Raw genomic sequence first — 16,962 nt, forward strand, 5'->3', positions numbered from 1 at the left:
CATGCGCTTCTACAAACATACCCAACGCGGCGGCATCACGCTGATGGTGGTGCTGTCGCTGACCACGCTGCTGGCGGTGGTGGCGCTGGCCTTCAGCGCCGGCCTCAGCTACATGGTGCGCTCCAAGCTCAACGCCGCCACCGACGCCGCCGGCCTGGCCGCCGCGCGCGCCATCAGCAACGGCACCACCCAGGTCGAGCAGACCGCCAACGCCAAGGCGGCGGCGCAGCGCTTCTTCAACGCCAACTTCCCGGCCAACTACCTGATGTCGACGGCGACGCTGAACGATGTCGGCGTCTCCTTCAGCGCCAGCGAGGTGACGGTGACCGTCAGCGCCTCGGCCAGCCTGCCGACCGCGCTGTTCGGCGGCTTCAGCACCGGCGTGCTGGCGCCGTCGGTGCTGACCGAAACCAAGCGCAAGGACCTCGACATGATCGTGGTGATGGACACCTCCGGCTCGCTGGCCGGCTCGGCCGCCAATGTGCGCAGCTCGGCGGTGACCTTCCTCAACCAGTTCAACGTGGCGCGCGACCGGGTCGGCCTGGTGCACTTCGCCTTCGGCTCGATCGTCGACGACGCCATCCGGCCGATCGCGCGCGGCTTTGACCGCACCAGCATGACCAACCACATCAAGGCCTACTCCTTCAGCGGCTCGACCGCCTCGGCCGAGGGCATGTACACCGCGCGCGACCAGATCAACAGCGTGCCGACGGCCAATCTGAACCGTTCCAACCTGCGCGTGATCGTGTTCTTCTCGGACGGCGCGCCGAACTCCTTCGGCGCCTATTTGAACTGGAAGAGCGCCGGCACCTGCACCCAGCCCGGCACCATCTACACCGACGATGACGGCTCCGGCACGCCGGCCGGCCTGTTCAAGCTGGACCAGCAGTACGACGACATCGGCGGCAACTGCACGCCGTCCGATTTGCCGAGCAAGGCGGCGTCGCTGCCGGACTGGTACAACGCGCACAATCCGACGCTGACGCCGAACGACCCGGCGCTGCGCGAATATCCGGTGGTGACGACGACGCCGCGCGTGGTGACCAACACGCTGACCTACGCCAACGTCAACCGCGCCGCGCGCAACCTGGTGGAAGCGATGGCGTCGAAATCGCGCGACGAGGGGATCTACATCTTTACGCTGGGACTGGGCAACAGCCTGAAGATCGGCACCGGCGTCGACGGCGAGAAGGGCGAAGACACGCTGAAGTGCATGGCCAACTCGGTCGATGCGCCGGCGCGCTGCTACAACGCCGCCAAGCCGGTCGGCGTCTACTGCTACGCCGCCACCCAGGCCGACCTGACGCCGTGCTTCTCCAAGCTGGCGTCAGCCATCCTGCGCATCTCCAAATAAAACCGGGGTCAGTTCTGCCAATCGCATACAAGCTCTGCCGTAGCGGCCGCTACGGCAGAGCTTGTATGCGATTGGCAGAACTGACCCCGGATTCGCTTAGCGGTGGTTGGGCGGGGCGACGGCGGCCATTGGCGGCGTCGTTGTCTTGTGGCCGAAGGACATCAGCTCCCAGCTGTCGCGGCTGTAGAGGCGGCCCTGGGCGTCGGCGTCTTGGTAGTCGAGCTTGACGTAGTTGTTGAGCGCCGGGACGAACCAGACGGTCTCGGTCAGCTTGCCGCCGCCGCGCGTGGCGTCGTTGGCATCGGCGTATTGCGCTTCCACCACGATCTTCAGGGCTTCGAATTCACCGGCCGGCACCCGCACTTTTTCCCAGTCCAGCACCTTGCCCTTGATGGCGTAACGCTGCTGCTTGCCGGCCTTGCTGTTGTCGCCGACGACGTCGCTGCTCCATTCGGCACCCGGCGCCATCGGGAAGGCGAAGCGCGTAAACGATGGGCTGAAATGCATGCCGCCGCGCTCGACCGGATTCATGTCCGGGCTGAACAGCTGGGTGCTGATCAGCGCGCCACTGGCGGCGCGCTTGATCGCCATGTGCACGCCGGCCTCGTCGATGGAAGCCACTTCCATGCGGTTGACATTGCCCTTGGCGCCTTTCCACACGTCCGTGTATTGATACGTCCACGAATCGCCAACCGCTGGCGCCGGGGCCGGCACCGATTCGTGGTTGCCTGCCCGCGCGAGCGCGCAAGGCAGGATGAAACAGAGCACTGCAAACGTACGTTTGATGGTCATGCTGTCTCCTTTGTTGTGGTTTGTTCATTGACTATATAACCAAGTTTCAAAGAGAGCTAGCGGCAGTGCAGCAAAGTTTCCTGCGCGTATTAGTTTGACGAGAGGTGTCGGTTCGGCGTCGCGCCTGGGCTTCAAGGGCAACGAGGATCTCGGGGGCGGGCTGGACGCGGTGTTTGTCCTGGAGTCCGGCGTCAAGGTCGACACCGGGGAGTCCGATGTCGCCGGCTCGGCCTTCAACCGCCAGGCGCTGGTCGGCCTGAGCAGCAAGCAGTATGGTGCGCTCACGCTGGGTCGCCAGAAGACCGCCCTGTACAAGGCGCTGGCCGAAGTGGGCGATCCGTTTGGCCTGGGCTATGCCGGCAGCGCCAAGAACCTGTTCCCGCTGGCTGGCCCGAATACCCGGACCAGCAATACGGTTGCCTATGCAACGCCGTCGCTGTCCGGCTGGTCCGGCGAAGTCACCTACAGCCAGGGCGAGCAGCAGGGCGATCAGGCGGCGGGACGCCAGTACGGCGGTGCGGTCGCCTACAGCAATGGCACGCTCAACGCGCGACTGGTGTACAACAACCGCAACAGCGACAGCGTCCCGGCCGGCGCCGCGCCCGTGTCGCGTGACCTCGGACACAATGTGCTGTTCGTGGCCAATTACGACTTCCAGATCGTCAAGGCGTTCCTGGCGCTGGGGCAGGACAAGGGCTTCAACAGCGCGGTGCTGCCGGTCGCCAACGCCTACGGCTACCAGGATGCGCCCAAGCCGACCACCGACAGCCGCGACCTGCTGATCGGCGCCACGCTGCCGCTCGGTCCGCGCGGCACGTTGATGACCTCGTTCCTGCACAAGGATGACCGGCAGTGGAATCAGGATGCCAGCCAGCTGGCTGTCGGCTATTCCTACGCCTGGTCGAAGCGCACCAGCACCTATGTGGCGTACGCGAAAATCCGCAACCAGCATGGCGCCGGCTACACGGTCGGCAACGATACCGAAGCGGGCAGCGGAGATGCCGCCTTCAATCTGGGCGTCCGCCAGTTGTTCTGATAGAGGGGGGATCGGCGCGCACCGCTGCCTGCATGGCGCGCGCCGGGGAGGGGAGGGGAGGGGAGGGAAACTTACGGCTGCGACGCCAGCACCGCCGCGCCGCCGGTTTCCTTGACGGTGACGGCGCCGTTGGTCTGGCCCGGTCCGATCATGGTGCCGTTGGCCATGCCCATGGCGTTGGTGCGGAAGCTGCCGACCGGCGCCGCGTTGCCGCCGGCGTAGACGTCGTACTGCGTGTCCGGCTTCAGCTTGTACAGGAAGGCTTCGATCGATTCCACCACGCCCAGGCTGCGCACCACCACGAAGCCCTTGCTGTCACCCTGCAGCGGCTTGAGCTGGATGTTGACCGAGTCCTGGTTCACGCGCGGCACCAGGTTCGACTTGTCGCTGGCCGACGGCGCCACGTTCGACAGGTAGATCAGCGCCTGCGGCGCCTGGCCGCCGCCGATGGTGGCGACGATCTTGTTGGTGGCGGTGTCGATCGCCTGCACGCCGTCGCCGTTTTCCAGGCCGATGTAGACGCGGCTGTTGTCGTCCGAGGTCCAGGCGCCGTGCGGCAGCGCGCCGGTCGGGATGGTGGCCAGCAGCCTGGCTTCCTTGCCGGTACTGTAGACCTTGACCACGTTCTCGCCGCCGATGGTGACATAGGCGCGCACTTCGCCGCCGACCTTGGCGAAGGCCAGGTGGTTGGAGATGAAGCCGGTGTCGATTACGCCGGTCACTTCCAGCGTCTTGGTGCTGATGCGCGTGACCTTGCCAACGTCCTTATGCGTCATCCAGATTTCGCTGTAGTCCGGCGTGAATTGCAGGAACGGCGAGAACGGGCTGACCACGTTGATGCGCTTGATGATGGTGTGCGACGCCACGTCGATGATGTCCACCGTCGGCGTGAAGCTCGACACCGCGAAGGCCAGCTTGCCGTCCGGGTGGAACTGCACCATGCCCGGTCCCAGGTCGGTCTGGATGCGGCGGGTTTCCTTGAACGTCACCGGGTCGATCACCGAGATGTAGTCCTCGCCGCGCACCACCACCCACACTTCCTTGCCGTCGGCGCTGAAGAAGCCTTCGTGCGGCGAGCGGCCGACGTAGGTCTTGCCCTTGACCTTGTTGGTGGCGGTGTCGATGAAGGTGACCGAGTTGGAGCCGTTGGAAATCGCGATCAGCGTCTTGTGGTCCGGCGAAAAGCCCAGGCCGTGCACATTGATCTCGCCTTTATAGAGCGGCGACAGCACGTCCGGCCGCGAGTTGCCCAGCTTGATCTGGCCCAGCAGCGTATTGGTGGCCGGGCTGAACACCGAGATGGTATTGGTGTTCTGGTCGGCGGTGTAGACGCGGTCCAGCGGCGAGATGGCGGCCCAGGCATGGGCGCACAGCAGCGCGCCGGCGGCGAATGCGAGTTTCTTCATTTGGTGGTCTCCTTGGTGGGGTGGTGTTGCAGCCAGGCTTGCATGACGTTGATCTCGACTTGCTGCTCGGCGATGATGCCGAGCGCCAGGTTGCGGATCTCGGGATCCTGGGTGGTCAGCAGCACGGCCTTGGCCATGTCGATGGCGCCCTGGTGGTGCGGCATCATCATGGTGACGAAGTCGTGCTCCGGTACGCCGTTCATGGGCGCCTGCTTCATGCCGGCGTCCATCACGGCCATGGCGTCGTCCATCAGCGCGCTGAACGGCTTGGCGCTGCTGGCGACGAATACGGGCGGTGTGGCGGACGGCGCCGCGTCGGCGCCGTGATGGTGGTGTTCCTGCGCCTGCGCGCCTGCCGCGATCAGCGACAGGGCGGCAAGGCAGCTGGCGATGGCGGCCCGCATCGGATCAGCCGCGGTACAGCGGGTTGCTGGCGACGTAGACGTTGGTCATGCCGGTGTCCACGCCGGCCGGGGCGATCTTCGCCAGGTCGAAGCTGCCCATGCCGCGCAGGGTGTCGAAGTGCCAGGTGAAGGTTTTGCCGTTGACGTTGAAAGCCACGGTGTCGCCGTCGTTGACGTTGACCGACTTGGTGTCGGCGGTGATGGTGACCTGGCGCGCGGCGGCGCTGCCGGCGACGGCTTCGCCGTAGACTGCTTGCGGATTGGTGGCTGCGTGAGCGGCGCCGGTGGCGGCGATGATGGCGGTGGCGACCAGGGCGGTGCGGAGTGCGTTCAACATGATGTTTCCTTTCAGTGGTGAGTGACGATGGAGCCATTCTAGGCAGACGCTACTGACGGGACGATGACCCGAAGATGACACATTTGTAATCCACGCGTCGCCGTTTAAAACCGACAATGGGCCTCCGTTGAAACCGTATGGGAGTTATTCATGTCACGTCTTGTTCGCGCACTCAGCCTGGCCGTGCTGGCCAATATCGCTGTTGCTGGTCATGCCTGGGCGCATGCTCACCTTAAAGCGGCGGCGCCGGCCGAGCAGGCCGCCGTTGCATCGCCCGCCGGATTGGATCTCACGTTTTCCGAGTCGGTGAACCAGTCCTTCAGCGGCATCAGGCTGACCGGGCCGGATCAGCAGGAGGTCAAACTGGAAGCGGCGTCGCTGGCGGATGGCGGCAAGACCCTGAAAGCGCCGCTTGCCGCCAAGCTGGCGCCCGGCGTGTACACGGTCGACTGGCACGTCCTGTCCGTCGATGGGCACAAGACCAGCGGCACTTACCGCTTTACCGTCAAGCCTTGAGCGCGATAGAGCTGGCGCTGCTGGCCAGCCGCTTTGTCTTCGATGCGTGCGCCTTGTTCCTGTGGGGCGCCGCGGCGTTTCTCGGTACCCTGGCGCCGGCCGTCTTGCGACAGCCGGTCTGGCGCCAGATTGGCGGCCTGCGGCGGGCGGCGCTGGCGGGCATCGCGCTCGCCGTGCTGTGCTCGCTGCCGCTGCAAGCGGCCAGCCTGGGCGACGGCTGGCGCGACGCCTGCAATCCGCAGATGCTGTACCGCGTCGCGACTGGAACCAGCATCGGTGCGGCGTGGTGCATGCAGGTCGTCGTGCTGGTGTGCGTGCTTGGCTGGCGCAGCATGGGGGCCTGTGCGTTCGGCAGCGCGGCGCTGCTGGGCAGCCTGAGCCTCACCGGCCACGCCGTCATGCATGACGGCTGGCTGCGCGCGCTGCATCAGCTGAATCAGCTGTTGCACCTGTTGAGCGGCGGCGCCTGGATGGGCGCGCTGGTCGTGGTGCTGACCTTGCTGCCGAGAATGAAGCGCGCGGAGGAATTCGCGTCCGCCAAGCTTGCGCTGATGCGCTTCTCCACCGTCGGCCACGTGGTCGTGCTGATGGTGTTGCTGAGCGGCCTCGCCAACAACTTCCTGATCCTCGGCGCCTGGCCGTTTGCGCTGTCGCAGCCATACCAGCGCCTATTGCTGTGCAAGGCGGCGCTGGTGCTGCTGATGGCGGTCATCGCCATTGCGAACCGCTACATCATCTTGCCGCGCCTGCGCGCGTCGCCGCTGTTGCGCTGGTCGGTGTGGGGCGAAATTGCCTTGTCCGCCATCGTGGTGCTGCTGGCCGCATGCATAGGAATGCTGGCGCCGTAGCGGTTTCCTCGCCATGAAAAATGACTTTCCATAATGTGAAATCGGACATGATGGAGTGCCGCATGGTTTTTCTCATTTTTTGAAAAAGCGTTTCATATTAAGAAAAGTGATATCTATCTATTTGAAAAATAACGAATAAATTTCACTTGTATGTCTTATATAAGACTTGGTGCAATGCATCAGAATGGCCTACTATTTAGACATGCGGTTTTGCTTATTTGTGTTTTTCTTTAGGAGATAAAAATGTCCCAATATCAAGACGACATCAAGGCAGTTGGCGCTTTGAAAGAGCAACAAGGTTCCGCCTGGAACGCCATCAACCCCGAGTCAGCTGCCCGCATGCGCGCGCAGAACAAGTTCAAGACCGGCCTGGACATTGCCAAATACACCGCCGGCATCATGCGCGCCGACATGGCCGCCTACGACGCCGACCCAAGCAAATACACCCAGTCGCTGGGCTGCTGGCACGGTTTCATCGGCCAGCAAAAAATGATCTCGATTAAAAAACACTTCAACAGCACCGACCGCCGCTACCTCTACCTGTCGGGCTGGATGGTGGCCGCGCTGCGCTCGGAGTTCGGCCCGCTGCCGGACCAGTCGATGCACGAAAAAACCGCTGTCTCGGCGCTGATCAAGGAGCTGTACACCTTCCTGCGCCAGGCCGATGCGCGCGAGCTGGGCGGCCTGTTCCGCCAACTGGACGCCGCCGAAGGTTCGGCCAAGGCCGCCATCCAGGACAAGATCGACAACCACGTCACCCACGTGGTGCCGATCATCGCCGACATCGACGCCGGCTTCGGCAACGCGGAAGCGACCTACCTGCTGGCCAAGCAGTTCATCGAAGCGGGCGCCTGCTGCATCCAGATCGAAAACCAGGTGTCGGACGAGAAGCAATGCGGCCACCAGGACGGCAAGGTCACCGTGCCGCATGAGGACTTCCTGGCCAAGATCCGCGCCATCCGCTACGCCTTCCTGGAGCTGGGCGTGGACAACGGCATCATCGTTGCCCGCACCGACTCGCTGGGCGCCGGCCTGACCAAGCAGATCGCCGTCACCGCCGAGCCGGGCGACCTGGGCGACCAGTACAACGCCTTTCTCGATTGCGAGGAAGTGTCGGCCGACGCGCTGGGCAATGGCGACGTGATCATCAAGCGCGAAGGCAAGCTGCTGCGTCCCAAGCGCCTGCCAAGCAACCTGTTCCAGTTCCGCGCCGGCAGCGGCGAAGCGCGTTGCGTGCTTGACTGCATCACCTCGCTGCAGAACGGCGCCGACCTGCTGTGGATCGAAACCGAAAAACCGCACATCGCGCAGATCGGCGGCATGGTCAAGGAAATCCGCAAGGTCATCCCGAACGCCAAGCTGGTGTACAACAACAGCCCGTCGTTCAACTGGACGCTGAATTTCCGCCAGCAGGTGTACGACGCGTTCAAGGCCGAAGGCAAGGACGTGTCCGCCTACGAGCGCACCCAGCTGATGAGCGTCGAGTACGACGACAGCGAACTGGCCAAGCAGGCCGATGAAAAGATCCGCACCTTCCAGGCCGACGCGGCGCGCGAAGCGGGCATCTTCCACCACCTGATCACGCTGCCGACCTACCACACGGCTGCGCTGTCGACCGACAACCTGGCCAAGGAATACTTCGGCGACCAGGGCATGCTGGGCTACGTGGCCGGCGTGCAGCGCAAGGAGATCCGCCAGGGCATCGCCTGCGTCAAGCACCAGAACATGTCCGGCTCGGACATCGGCGACGACCACAAGGACTACTTCAGCGGCGAAGCAGCCCTGAAGGCCGCCGGTAAAGACAATACGATGAACCAGTTCTAAGACCGGTTCAAGCACCACTTCAAGCTCGCCTCGGCGAGCTTTTTTTTTATGACATGGGATGAAGTCCATCGGCTGGGCGGGAGTAAGATAGCGCAGCCGCGCGACGTGCGCGGAAAAATCAGGAAAGGTCCGATCCATGAAATCAGTATTGTTCTTGAAGTCAGCGCTCGTTGGTTTGGCGGTTGCGCCGATGCTGTTGTCCGTACCGGCACAGGCGCAGGCGCCGTCGGCGGCTGTGACGGCGGCGGTTGCCGATAAGGCGCGGCCGGAAAAAGATGTGCAGCAGGACGAGGTGCGCCATCCGGCCGAGCTGGTCGCTTTCGCCAGGGTGAAGGCCGGCGATGTGGTAGTGGATGTCTGGCCGGGCGGCGGCTACTGGTCGCGCCTGTTCTCGACGGTGGTCGGCCCCAAGGGCAAGGTGGTCGCCTATGTGCCGGCCGAGATCACCGGCTTCAAGTCCGATCCGCTGGCGCTGGCCAAGGCCATCTCCACTGAGGCGGGGCACGCCAATGTCGAGGCAAGTTCCTACCCGCTCGCCGAGCAGCCTGGGGCCGACATGGCCAAAAAGGTGGATGTGGTGTGGACCTTCGAGAATTATCACGACCTGCACGACAGCTTCATGAAAGGCGCCGACGTCAACGCCTTCAACCAGGCCGTCTTCAAGCGCCTGAAACCGGGCGGCTACTACATCGTTGCCGACCATGCGGCCGCTGCGGGCACCGGCTTGAAAAACACCGAGGACCTGCACCGCATCGATCCGGCCGCAGTGAAAGCCGAAGTGGAAAAAGCCGGCTTCGTGCTGGACGGCGAAAGCACCGTGCTGGCAGTGCAGGGCGACGACCATCAGCTGAAGATCTTCGATCCGGCAATCCGCGGTAAGACCGACCGCTTCGTGCTGCGCTTCAAAAAGCCCTCGCCTTAACAGATGCGCTACTGGCGCCCTGCGGTCACATCTGGAGATTGAGCGCAGGGATCTTGGCAAACGCTTCGGCGATGAAGTCCATGAAGACGATCGCCCGTCTTGGCAGAAGCCGGTTCGCAACGTAGAGCATCTGAATGGGCACGCGCGGTGCAGCGTGCCCGGCTAACAGTATTTGCAATCGGCCATTCTTGAGGCCTTCCTCGAACAGCCAGCGCGGCCCATGCCCAATGCCAAGGCCCGCGTTGACAGCCTCGCGCACGGCGTCGGGAGAGTTGACGCGGAATCTGCCGGATACCGGTATCTCGGCATCCCGAAAGCGCCATGTAGACCCGGACGAAAGCAAGGTGTAGATCACACAATCGTGTGCGCGCAAATCGTCTGGTGTTTCCGGGACGCCGCGCAGAGCCAGATAATCTACGCTGGCAACGCATGCGCGCTCGAAAAATCCTATGTGCCGCACCCGTAGTGCACTGTCCTCCAGGTGGCCGATGCGTATCGCCAACTCGGCACCTTCATCGATCAGGTTCACATAGCGATCATTGATCTGCAGGTCCAGTTCCAGGCGGGAATAACGCGCCAGAAATGCCGGCAACTGCGGCAAGACAAAGGCGTGGGCTAACGCGGAGGGGCAGGCAACACGCAGCAAGCCCGACGGCTCGGCGTTTTCACGCAATGAAAATTCCGACTCCGCCACCGCATCCAGAATCCTTCGAACTTCTGCATAGTAGCGCTCGCCTTCAGGCGTCAGCGCGAGCTTGCGCGTGGTGCGGTGGAGCAGACGGGATTGGAGATGTTCTTCCAGCGCCGCGACATACCGGCTCACATTGGGTTGGCCGAGGCCGAGATCGCGCCCTGCAGCCGAAAAGCTTCCTGTCTCTACCGCCCGGGCAAAACAGGTCATCAACAAGAATCTATCCACCGCGCCTCCATGATTCATGCAAAAGCAGCATGAAATATATGCAGAAATCTCATCTTATCAGCAGAAAAGCATGAGCGCATAGTTCCGGGGCAGTCAGTTAATCACTTTATCGGAGAAATTTATGTCTCGTTTGCAAGGAAAACGCACCCTCATCACCGGTGGAACCAGCGGTATCGGACTTGAAACCGCCAAGCAATTCCTGGCGGAAGGTGCGCGCGTCATCGTTACCGGCGTCAATCCCGACAGTATCGAAAAAGCCAGGGTGGAGCTGGGTTCCGAAGTGCTGGTCTTGTCTGCGGATTCGGCGAGTGTCACCGCGCAGAAAGCGCTCGCCCCTGCCGTCCAGGCGCATTACGGCCAGCTGGACATTGCCTTCCTCAACGCGGGAATATCGGTGTGGGTGCCGGTGGAGGAGTGGACCGAGGAGATGTTCGACCGCTCGTTCGATATCAATGTCAAAGGGCCGTATTTCCTGATCCAGTCACTCCTGCCCGTATTCGCCAACCCGGCATCGGTGGTGCTGAATACCTCGATCAATGCGCATGTCGGCGCCGCGCGGTCGTCCGTCTACGCGGCAACCAAGGCCGCTTTTCTGAATCTGTCCAAGACGCTTTCCGGCGAACTGCTTGGACGCGGCATACGCGTCAATGCGGTCAGCCCAGGTCCGGTCGAGACGCCTTTGTATGACAAGCTCGGCATCCCTGATGCCTACCGCGAGCAGGTCAACCAGGACATCACTGCCGGCATTCCCTTTGGCCGTTTCGGTTCGCCGGAGGAGGTAGCGAAAGCCGTTCTGTACCTGGCATCGGACGAGTCGCGCTGGACCGTCGGCACGGAAATCATCGTCGACGGCGGACGCACGCTTAACGGCTGATCAATCACTCTCTTACGGGAACACTTTTATGAAATCATTCTTTCACGGCCTGCTGGCGGCCATCTTGGTGGCCGCCACGGCCGCTTCCGCACAGACTGCGACGCCGCACAAGAGTGCGCTCATCCTTATCGAGTATCAGAATGACTGGATGGCGGTGACCGGTGGCATCAACGCCCAATTCAAGGACCGCAAGCAGTTCGAAGACTCCGTCGCCAACTCGAAGCAGGTGTTGGCGGAAGCGCGGCGCCGTCATATGGAAGTCATTTTCGTCACCATGACCCTGGAACCTTCCTACAAAGTCCTGGGCCAGGCGAAATTCGGTCTGCGTGCAGCGATGCCGCAATACAAATCGTTTCTGGGTAAGCAGGCGGAGTTCTTTCCGGGTTTTGAGCCTGCCGCCAACGAGTATGTGATCCGCGAACGCACCGGCAGCAGCGCCTTCGCGGGAACGTCGCTGGATAGCTATCTGCGCAACAACCACATCGAGGATATTTACCTGACCGGCTATGCCTTGCGCCAGTGCGTGGAGTCGACGCTGCGGCATGCACACGACCTGGGCTACAACACCCATGTCATCTACGACGCCTCGGCGGCATTTACGCGTGAGCAGCAGACCTCGTTCCTGTCGGATATCGTACCGTTCTACGGCAAGGCGCTGACGACGATGGACTTCTTGAAAGCGCCGATGCTTACATCAGAATGACGTCGTAGCGTAATTCGATGCTCTAATGCAATCTATTGGCGTCTACGAATTTATATAAGTATTTGATTTAATAGGTATTTATTGTCTATTGTCGTACATTGACGCCCCGTAAAGTCGCCGCTAATATGCGTAGCCATGTGTGTAGCTAGCGACAAAAAGGACCGGCAATGACAGGGAAAACTAACGCGGCGGAGGGGCTGCAAACCCTCCAGTTGCAACACTGGATACGAGCAGTGAAGGGCGGTGGCAAGCCAACCGCCAAAGACCCGGAAACGGGCGAGGTAAGGGAGTTACCGTTGCCCTTGGCGCGGTCGGATGGTGGCGGACTAACGTTCACGCTGTCCACTGCTGGAACTGCGAGTTGGATTTTACGCTATCGGAGTGCCGGTAGGGCGAAGGAACTCACCATCGGCAACTTCCCCGACATCAGCTTGTCTGATGCCCGCAAGATTGCCCGCGAAAAGCGAGCGCATGTCGACAAGGCAGGCGATCCGGCCATTGACAAGCGGCGCGCGAAAGCGTTAGCGGTGAAGGACTGGACCATGCGGGAGTTGATTGATGACTACCGTGACAAGATCATGGTTGACCTGGGAGTGAGTACGCAAAAGGGCTATGGCCGCAATCTGATTCGCATAGAGTCTCGTCTCGGCGCGTATATGGTGACCCAGGTATCCTCATTAGATATCGTGGAGATGATCGAATACATTGGCGCGCCCTGGGTCGAGTCGCGCACGTTGCTGACCACTGCACGGATGCTGTTCAGGCATGCCGCTGGCCGCAAGCTAGTAGCATCCAATCCATGCATCGGCATCGATCTGACAGCGTTATTGGGCAAGCGTCCGGCAACTAAGCGGCGCCTGATGTTGAGCAGGGATGAACTACTGCTCCTGATGCGGGCTGACATGAACCAAGAGAATGCGCTTGCCGTTCGCCTGCTGCTGGCGACAGCTGTACGTACCTGCGAATTGAGAACCGCTAAGTGGTCACACTTCGATTTCAAGCGTGATATATGGACCATTCCGGAATCGAAGACGGGGCCGGGCATCCAGATACCCTTGACTGAGCCGGTCAAGGGTTGGCTGTACGAACTGAAACAGCGGGCCGGGAATTCGGCATTCGTTTTGCCGATGCGTGGCGATTACAAAAACGCGTCTTCGACGGGCGATCGGCCGATTAATCCGAACACGATAGGTGCGGCGATTGAATTCTGGCTGACCGAGTACAAGCCTGAGGTACGCCGGTTCACGCCGCATGATTTGCGGTCCACCGCGAAAAGCCAGATGCGGGCGCTTGGCGTGGAGCGTGACATCACGGAAATGTGCTTGAACCACAAACTACCTGGCATCGAAGGCATCTATGACGTGCACAACTATTTTGAGGAGCGGAAGCAAGCGCTCATGACTTGGTCTGATTTCCTAGTTGCTGTTGAGCGCGAGAGTATTGCTCTCAGTGCCGCAAAAACGGCTGATTGATTTCCCCGCGTTTTGCGGCGTTTAAAAACGGCATGGTATGCATCAGTATCAGTCGACCGCTTTTGACGGCTTGTCCGGCCGTTTAAGTCGCTTCTCTGGCATCGTGGTTTGCCGAACATGCTGACGTTCGGCACGGTTCACAGGTTTTTGCGGTTCTAACGGCTGTTTGCGACAAAGTTATTTTGTTATCAAAATACCCATTATTCATGAGATAATATTGGTGCAACGCTTGTTCGACTCGGCACCGCACAGTACCGGCAGAGTGAGCTTGCTCATCGCGACATTACCTACCCAAACCCAGCTCCTCGAAATCGAAGTGCAGCGGGACCAGTAATTCACAATACCCAATCCCATCACATCGCCTTGTAGCCGATTCAGGCAGGTACTGTCACGCCCTTTCATTTCACATTGGAGCATTTCATGGTCACGATACCTACAACCATAACCTCTTCGGCAGCCGGGTTTCAGCCTGCATTTAAGCCTGTCACTACCCGAGACCGTCATGCCTGCGCCCTTGCGTCGGTAGCGATCATCGCAGGCACCACACTTGAGGAGGTGTGGAAGAAGGCGGAAGAACTCGGCCTGCCCAAAACGGGGCCTTACAACCACGTGATTGACGGGGACTTCCTTGCTGCTCTATTCGCGAAGTATTCGCTGGTTGCCACCGTTTGGAAGGAGTGCACCAAGGTGTCGCAGCTTCCAGATTGCTGCGTTGCTCTGGTCGGTTACGACGCCGACTGGGAGGTTGGTCGACACGTCGTGGTTCATCGAGCCAAGGCAAGTCATGACGCGAAGATGGTCATCTATGCGATTGACCCAACGGCAGCTAAGCCGGAGCAGCAGGTTCGTACTGATCTGGAGGCGCTGGCGCCAGCTTGGTACATTGGCGTTCATTCGATGGGGAAAGCACCAACCACATCCGCGAAGAAGTAGTTCGATATGGCTTGGTTGAAGCGCTCAGGAGTTCTCGCTGTCTGGAGTCGGCTGGGGACTCAGCAAATCTGGCATCGAAACACCTAAGCCGCGAGCGATCCTCTCAATGTTGCAGATCGAGATGTTACGTTCGCCGCGCTCAACGGACGAGATGTAGTTCGTGTGTAGGCCTGCATATTCAGCCAGCTTTTCCTGCGATATCGATTGGGCCTTACGGAACCTTCTGACATTTGCAGCGAACAGAAGCTGAGCTTCACACTTTTGGGTTGGGGTGGACACACCCGAAGCATCGGGTTTTTCCACGCCTAGCACCACACACTTTGAGTTTGATTTCCATGAGACAATAATCAAACTTAAAGTGTGTTTTTCTTGTAACTTACTTTCTCTAAGGAGCCTAAGCCATGGATTACATGGATCAACCGAGCGCCGGCGGAGTGGTCGGCCGCTCTAAACGTCGCCATTCCAGACTGACCATCATCGCTGTCGTAGCCTCATCGATTGGCTTGACTGGTTGCAGTTCCAAACCAGACGACTCGGACATCAAAACGAGTCTTGCCAACGAATTCCAATGTCCGATCTTGGAAGTCAACGACGTCAAGAAAACTGATGGCGCTGAACTTGGCAATCACAGCTACGAGGTCAGCTATACGTTTGAAGTTGCACTGAAAGGCGGCGCCAGCGCAGCCCAAAAGCTCCTGCCTGAGTTAGCTGTGCTGAATGAACGTCTTGAGCGTGGACGGTTGCAGCATGACCGCGCAGCCAACATCGCGGCCACTTCTGGCAACCCAGCGCCATTGGCCGCAGTCGTTGACCGAGCTACGGATGAAGTCATGACTGTACGTAAGCGACTCGCAGAGATACAGCCTTGTGAGTTGCCCAATGCTCGCTTTGCTATTGAACGAATCCGTGCCGCAGCTAAGCCCAAAGCGGATGCGCCCGATGAAGGTGTTCCTGTTGGCCTCGTAATGCGAGGGACAAGCGCGATGATTAAGGCGGAAAGCGGCTGGCGCTTCGCTGAGCCGCCTAGATTTGACATCAACGCCGAAAAAGTCAGTCGTGACAGCAGCGTGCACATGCCGCAGCCATCCCCTCTTTGGACCGAGTTCTCACAGCGAGAAGGGGCATTCATTGCCAAGGTGCCTTCGGCTGAGCAATGTAACTTTGTCGAAGCTGATCCCAAGACAGGCCAACGGTGGTGGCAATGCTCGTTTGGGACTGCTGACACGAACATGGATGTTTGGTTTGCCAAGTTGTCCGGTACAAATGCCAATGGCAGCGTCGACTTGGATGCGAAAGTCAAAGACATTGCTGAGCGACATAACGAGCAGGTGAGTGACTTGAAGCCAGTGAAATGGGGAGCGGTCGATGCAGCGGAATTCACAGGCAAATCCGCTGAGGAAGTGCGGAAGGTCCGGCTTTTTGTCGCTGGTCAGTATGAGGTCCAAGCGATTGCCTCAGTTGTGCCAGGCAGGAAACCAAACTTCTCCGAAATGCGGCAGTTCATTGAAGGTGTAAAACCGACGTCCATCAGCGACTGACACCAGCCGAACAATTAAAAGATCCCAACTTCAGGAAGTTCATCTAATGTCAATAATTCAGAGAGTAATCGTCGTCACCGCTTCAATCGTCTTGGCTGCTTGTGGTGGCGGAGGCTCGTCTTCTTCGCATGTGGCCGCAACACCACCCACGACGCCAACAGGCCCAACTACACCGGTTGATCCGATGCCACCAGTCGTAACACCGCCGACAGTGGCTGCTTGTGCTGCCCCTACGACAAATCAGGCACCGGTCCTCTTTGACAAAGCTCCGATGCTCGCGATTTGCGACGGCGTGTATGTTGAACCCACCACGACGGCAGACGATCAACTGGCCTTGCGTCAGAGCGTTGCAGGAGCCTATACGACGGTCACAAAGTTTTATGGCGAGTTCACCGCGCCGCATCCACAAATGATCTTCTGCCAAACGCAGGCTTGCCGTGCATATTTCATGGGTAGCTATGCCGGTGTCTACTCGCCACTAGGTTTCAAACTGCCGAACGCAACCTATACAGCCGGGAAGCCAACCATCTTCATAACCTACACCAGCTTCGTGGGGCAGGCACATAGCTTGACGGTCGCGCACGAGTTGACGCATACCGAAACGCTCTACCGATATGGCGGCGGCGGAGTGCCGTCTTGGTTCAACGAGGGTATCGCAACTTTGGTCGGTAGCTATCCTGACTGCACTAGCCTGACCGCTAATTACGTCGTTGACTTCCGAACTGCCGACTTCGAGGCCGCAGTGGCCGATAGCTCGAAGGGGGATGCGATATATTGTCAGGCGGCCCGTGAAACAAACGCTTGGATCACTGCAAATGGCAAGCAGAAACTAATTGACCTGCTGGCAGGCGTCAAAGCTGGCAATCAGTTCTACACGTTGTACGGCAATCTGATCAATCACTGAACCGCGTTTAGCAAGAGGCTTGCTCAAGCCCTCTGCTGAACATGCTCCTGTCTACGGTCGCAACGTATAGCGGCCGTAGGCTCTTCTCCAGTGCATGCAAAGGTCGGCCTCCCAGCTGATCTGCCTGCACTTCCGTTATTCCCGTCATTTATAGACCGTGCTCTAAGCGCAGGCCTTTGC

At 60.1% G+C, this 16,962-nt stretch carries 18 protein-coding genes; 12 read left to right on the forward strand and 6 right to left on the reverse strand.

What is annotated here, in order from left to right:
* Position 1 precedes the first annotated feature (1 nt).
* Positions 2-1,354 carry a vWA domain-containing protein gene (locus GJ698_RS25830; RefSeq protein WP_154360739.1) on the forward strand — a complete coding sequence of 451 codons (1,353 nt, stop codon included), beginning with the start codon at positions 2-4 and terminating at the stop codon, positions 1,352-1,354.
* Between the two features lie 96 nt (positions 1,355-1,450).
* On the opposite strand, the gene GJ698_RS25835 is transcribed toward GJ698_RS25830, so the two are convergent.
* Positions 1,451-2,146: a DUF3108 domain-containing protein gene (locus GJ698_RS25835; RefSeq protein WP_154360740.1), complete on the reverse strand. Its 696-nt coding sequence runs from the start codon at positions 2,144-2,146 to the stop codon at positions 1,451-1,453.
* 94 nt (positions 2,147-2,240) lie between these two features.
* On the opposite strand from GJ698_RS25835, the gene GJ698_RS25840 reads away from it, so the two are divergent.
* Entirely contained in the window at positions 2,241-3,182 is a 942-nt protein-coding gene (locus GJ698_RS25840; protein WP_154360741.1) for a porin, read from the forward strand.
* 71 nt (positions 3,183-3,253) lie between these two features.
* On the opposite strand, the gene GJ698_RS25845 is transcribed toward GJ698_RS25840, so the two are convergent.
* Genes GJ698_RS25845 through GJ698_RS25855 form a run of 3 tightly spaced genes read right to left on the reverse strand, consistent with a single transcriptional unit; the run spans position 3,254 to position 5,329 of the window.
* Entirely contained in the window at positions 3,254-4,588 is a 1,335-nt protein-coding gene (locus GJ698_RS25845; protein ID WP_154360742.1) for a YncE family protein, read from the reverse strand.
* On the reverse strand, positions 4,585-4,992 hold the full coding sequence (locus GJ698_RS25850) for a DUF305 domain-containing protein (protein WP_154360743.1): 408 nt from the start codon (positions 4,990-4,992) through the stop codon (positions 4,585-4,587). The genes GJ698_RS25845 and GJ698_RS25850 overlap by 4 nt, the downstream gene beginning before the upstream one ends.
* Before the next feature lie 4 nt (positions 4,993-4,996).
* Positions 4,997-5,329, reverse strand: a complete 333-nt coding sequence (locus GJ698_RS25855; protein ID WP_154360744.1) for a CzcE family metal-binding protein — start codon at positions 5,327-5,329, stop codon at positions 4,997-4,999.
* Between the two features lie 150 nt (positions 5,330-5,479).
* Here GJ698_RS25855 and copC point away from each other — a divergent pair, with 150 nt between their 5' ends.
* From copC to GJ698_RS25875, 4 genes are all read left to right on the forward strand, one after another.
* Complete coding sequence (gene copC / locus GJ698_RS25860; RefSeq protein ID WP_154360745.1) at positions 5,480-5,845, forward strand: copper homeostasis periplasmic binding protein CopC; 366 nt, start codon at positions 5,480-5,482, stop codon at positions 5,843-5,845.
* Positions 5,842-6,693 carry a copper homeostasis membrane protein CopD gene (gene copD, locus GJ698_RS25865; RefSeq protein WP_166454948.1) on the forward strand — a complete coding sequence of 284 codons (852 nt, stop codon included), beginning with the start codon at positions 5,842-5,844 and terminating at the stop codon, positions 6,691-6,693. The genes copC and copD overlap by 4 nt, the downstream gene beginning before the upstream one ends.
* Positions 6,694-6,936: 243 nt before the next feature.
* Positions 6,937-8,517, forward strand: a complete 1,581-nt coding sequence (locus tag GJ698_RS25870) for an isocitrate lyase (RefSeq protein WP_154360747.1) — start codon at positions 6,937-6,939, stop codon at positions 8,515-8,517.
* Positions 8,518-8,707: 190 nt separating this feature from the next.
* Entirely contained in the window at positions 8,708-9,439 is a 732-nt protein-coding gene (locus GJ698_RS25875) for a class I SAM-dependent methyltransferase (RefSeq protein WP_229260175.1), read from the forward strand.
* A 25-nt stretch (positions 9,440-9,464) separates the two neighbouring features.
* Here the strand turns inward: GJ698_RS25875 and GJ698_RS25880 are convergent, their stop codons facing one another.
* Complete coding sequence (locus tag GJ698_RS25880) at positions 9,465-10,340, reverse strand: LysR family transcriptional regulator (protein WP_154360792.1); 876 nt, start codon at positions 10,338-10,340, stop codon at positions 9,465-9,467.
* Positions 10,341-10,479: 139 nt separating this feature from the next.
* Here GJ698_RS25880 and GJ698_RS25885 point away from each other — a divergent pair, with 139 nt between their 5' ends.
* From GJ698_RS25885 to GJ698_RS25900, 4 genes are all read left to right on the forward strand, one after another.
* Positions 10,480-11,232: an SDR family oxidoreductase gene (locus tag GJ698_RS25885; RefSeq protein WP_154360748.1), complete on the forward strand. Its 753-nt coding sequence runs from the start codon at positions 10,480-10,482 to the stop codon at positions 11,230-11,232.
* Between the two features lie 28 nt (positions 11,233-11,260).
* Positions 11,261-11,935 carry a cysteine hydrolase family protein gene (locus GJ698_RS25890; protein ID WP_154360749.1) on the forward strand — a complete coding sequence of 225 codons (675 nt, stop codon included), beginning with the start codon at positions 11,261-11,263 and terminating at the stop codon, positions 11,933-11,935.
* Positions 11,936-12,102: 167 nt separating this feature from the next.
* Positions 12,103-13,407 carry a tyrosine-type recombinase/integrase gene (locus GJ698_RS25895; RefSeq protein ID WP_154360750.1) on the forward strand — a complete coding sequence of 435 codons (1,305 nt, stop codon included), beginning with the start codon at positions 12,103-12,105 and terminating at the stop codon, positions 13,405-13,407.
* Positions 13,408-13,827: 420 nt separating this feature from the next.
* Positions 13,828-14,340 carry a hypothetical protein gene (locus GJ698_RS25900; protein WP_154360751.1) on the forward strand — a complete coding sequence of 171 codons (513 nt, stop codon included), beginning with the start codon at positions 13,828-13,830 and terminating at the stop codon, positions 14,338-14,340.
* Positions 14,341-14,364: 24 nt separating this feature from the next.
* Here GJ698_RS25900 and GJ698_RS25905 read toward each other — a convergent pair whose 3' ends face one another.
* Complete coding sequence (locus GJ698_RS25905) at positions 14,365-14,655, reverse strand: helix-turn-helix domain-containing protein (protein WP_371865440.1); 291 nt, start codon at positions 14,653-14,655, stop codon at positions 14,365-14,367.
* An 86-nt stretch (positions 14,656-14,741) separates the two neighbouring features.
* On the opposite strand from GJ698_RS25905, the gene GJ698_RS25910 reads away from it, so the two are divergent.
* Together GJ698_RS25910 and GJ698_RS25915 are read left to right on the forward strand one after the other, a co-directional pair.
* Positions 14,742-15,878 (forward strand): hypothetical protein, encoded by a 1,137-nt coding sequence (locus GJ698_RS25910; RefSeq protein ID WP_154360753.1) that lies wholly within the window; start codon positions 14,742-14,744, stop codon positions 15,876-15,878.
* Positions 15,879-16,149: 271 nt separating this feature from the next.
* Positions 16,150-16,782 carry a hypothetical protein gene (locus GJ698_RS25915; protein ID WP_154360754.1) on the forward strand — a complete coding sequence of 211 codons (633 nt, stop codon included), beginning with the start codon at positions 16,150-16,152 and terminating at the stop codon, positions 16,780-16,782.
* Positions 16,783-16,962 lie beyond the last annotated feature (180 nt).

The organism is Duganella aquatilis, assembly GCF_009674565.1.
GTDB lineage: Bacteria > Pseudomonadota > Gammaproteobacteria > Burkholderiales > Burkholderiaceae_D > Rugamonas > Rugamonas aquatilis.

Coding starts and splice junctions, on each gene's coding strand:
- GJ698_RS25830 (WP_154360739.1), top strand. CDS start 2: ATGCGCTTCTACAAACATACCCAACGCGGCGGCATCACGCTGATGGTG.
- GJ698_RS25835 (WP_154360740.1), bottom strand. CDS start 2,146: ATGACCATCAAACGTACGTTTGCAGTGCTCTGTTTCATCCTGCCTTGC.
- GJ698_RS25845 (WP_154360742.1), bottom strand. CDS start 4,588: ATGAAGAAACTCGCATTCGCCGCCGGCGCGCTGCTGTGCGCCCATGCC.
- GJ698_RS25850 (WP_154360743.1), bottom strand. CDS start 4,992: ATGCGGGCCGCCATCGCCAGCTGCCTTGCCGCCCTGTCGCTGATCGCG.
- GJ698_RS25855 (WP_154360744.1), bottom strand. CDS start 5,329: ATGTTGAACGCACTCCGCACCGCCCTGGTCGCCACCGCCATCATCGCC.
- copC (WP_154360745.1), top strand. CDS start 5,480: ATGTCACGTCTTGTTCGCGCACTCAGCCTGGCCGTGCTGGCCAATATC.
- GJ698_RS25870 (WP_154360747.1), top strand. CDS start 6,937: ATGTCCCAATATCAAGACGACATCAAGGCAGTTGGCGCTTTGAAAGAG.
- GJ698_RS25875 (WP_229260175.1), top strand. CDS start 8,708: ATGCTGTTGTCCGTACCGGCACAGGCGCAGGCGCCGTCGGCGGCTGTG.
- GJ698_RS25880 (WP_154360792.1), bottom strand. CDS start 10,340: ATGACCTGTTTTGCCCGGGCGGTAGAGACAGGAAGCTTTTCGGCTGCA.
- GJ698_RS25885 (WP_154360748.1), top strand. CDS start 10,480: ATGTCTCGTTTGCAAGGAAAACGCACCCTCATCACCGGTGGAACCAGC.
- GJ698_RS25890 (WP_154360749.1), top strand. CDS start 11,261: ATGAAATCATTCTTTCACGGCCTGCTGGCGGCCATCTTGGTGGCCGCC.
- GJ698_RS25895 (WP_154360750.1), top strand. CDS start 12,103: ATGACAGGGAAAACTAACGCGGCGGAGGGGCTGCAAACCCTCCAGTTG.
- GJ698_RS25900 (WP_154360751.1), top strand. CDS start 13,828: ATGGTCACGATACCTACAACCATAACCTCTTCGGCAGCCGGGTTTCAG.
- GJ698_RS25910 (WP_154360753.1), top strand. CDS start 14,742: ATGGATTACATGGATCAACCGAGCGCCGGCGGAGTGGTCGGCCGCTCT.
- GJ698_RS25915 (WP_154360754.1), top strand. CDS start 16,150: ATGCTCGCGATTTGCGACGGCGTGTATGTTGAACCCACCACGACGGCA.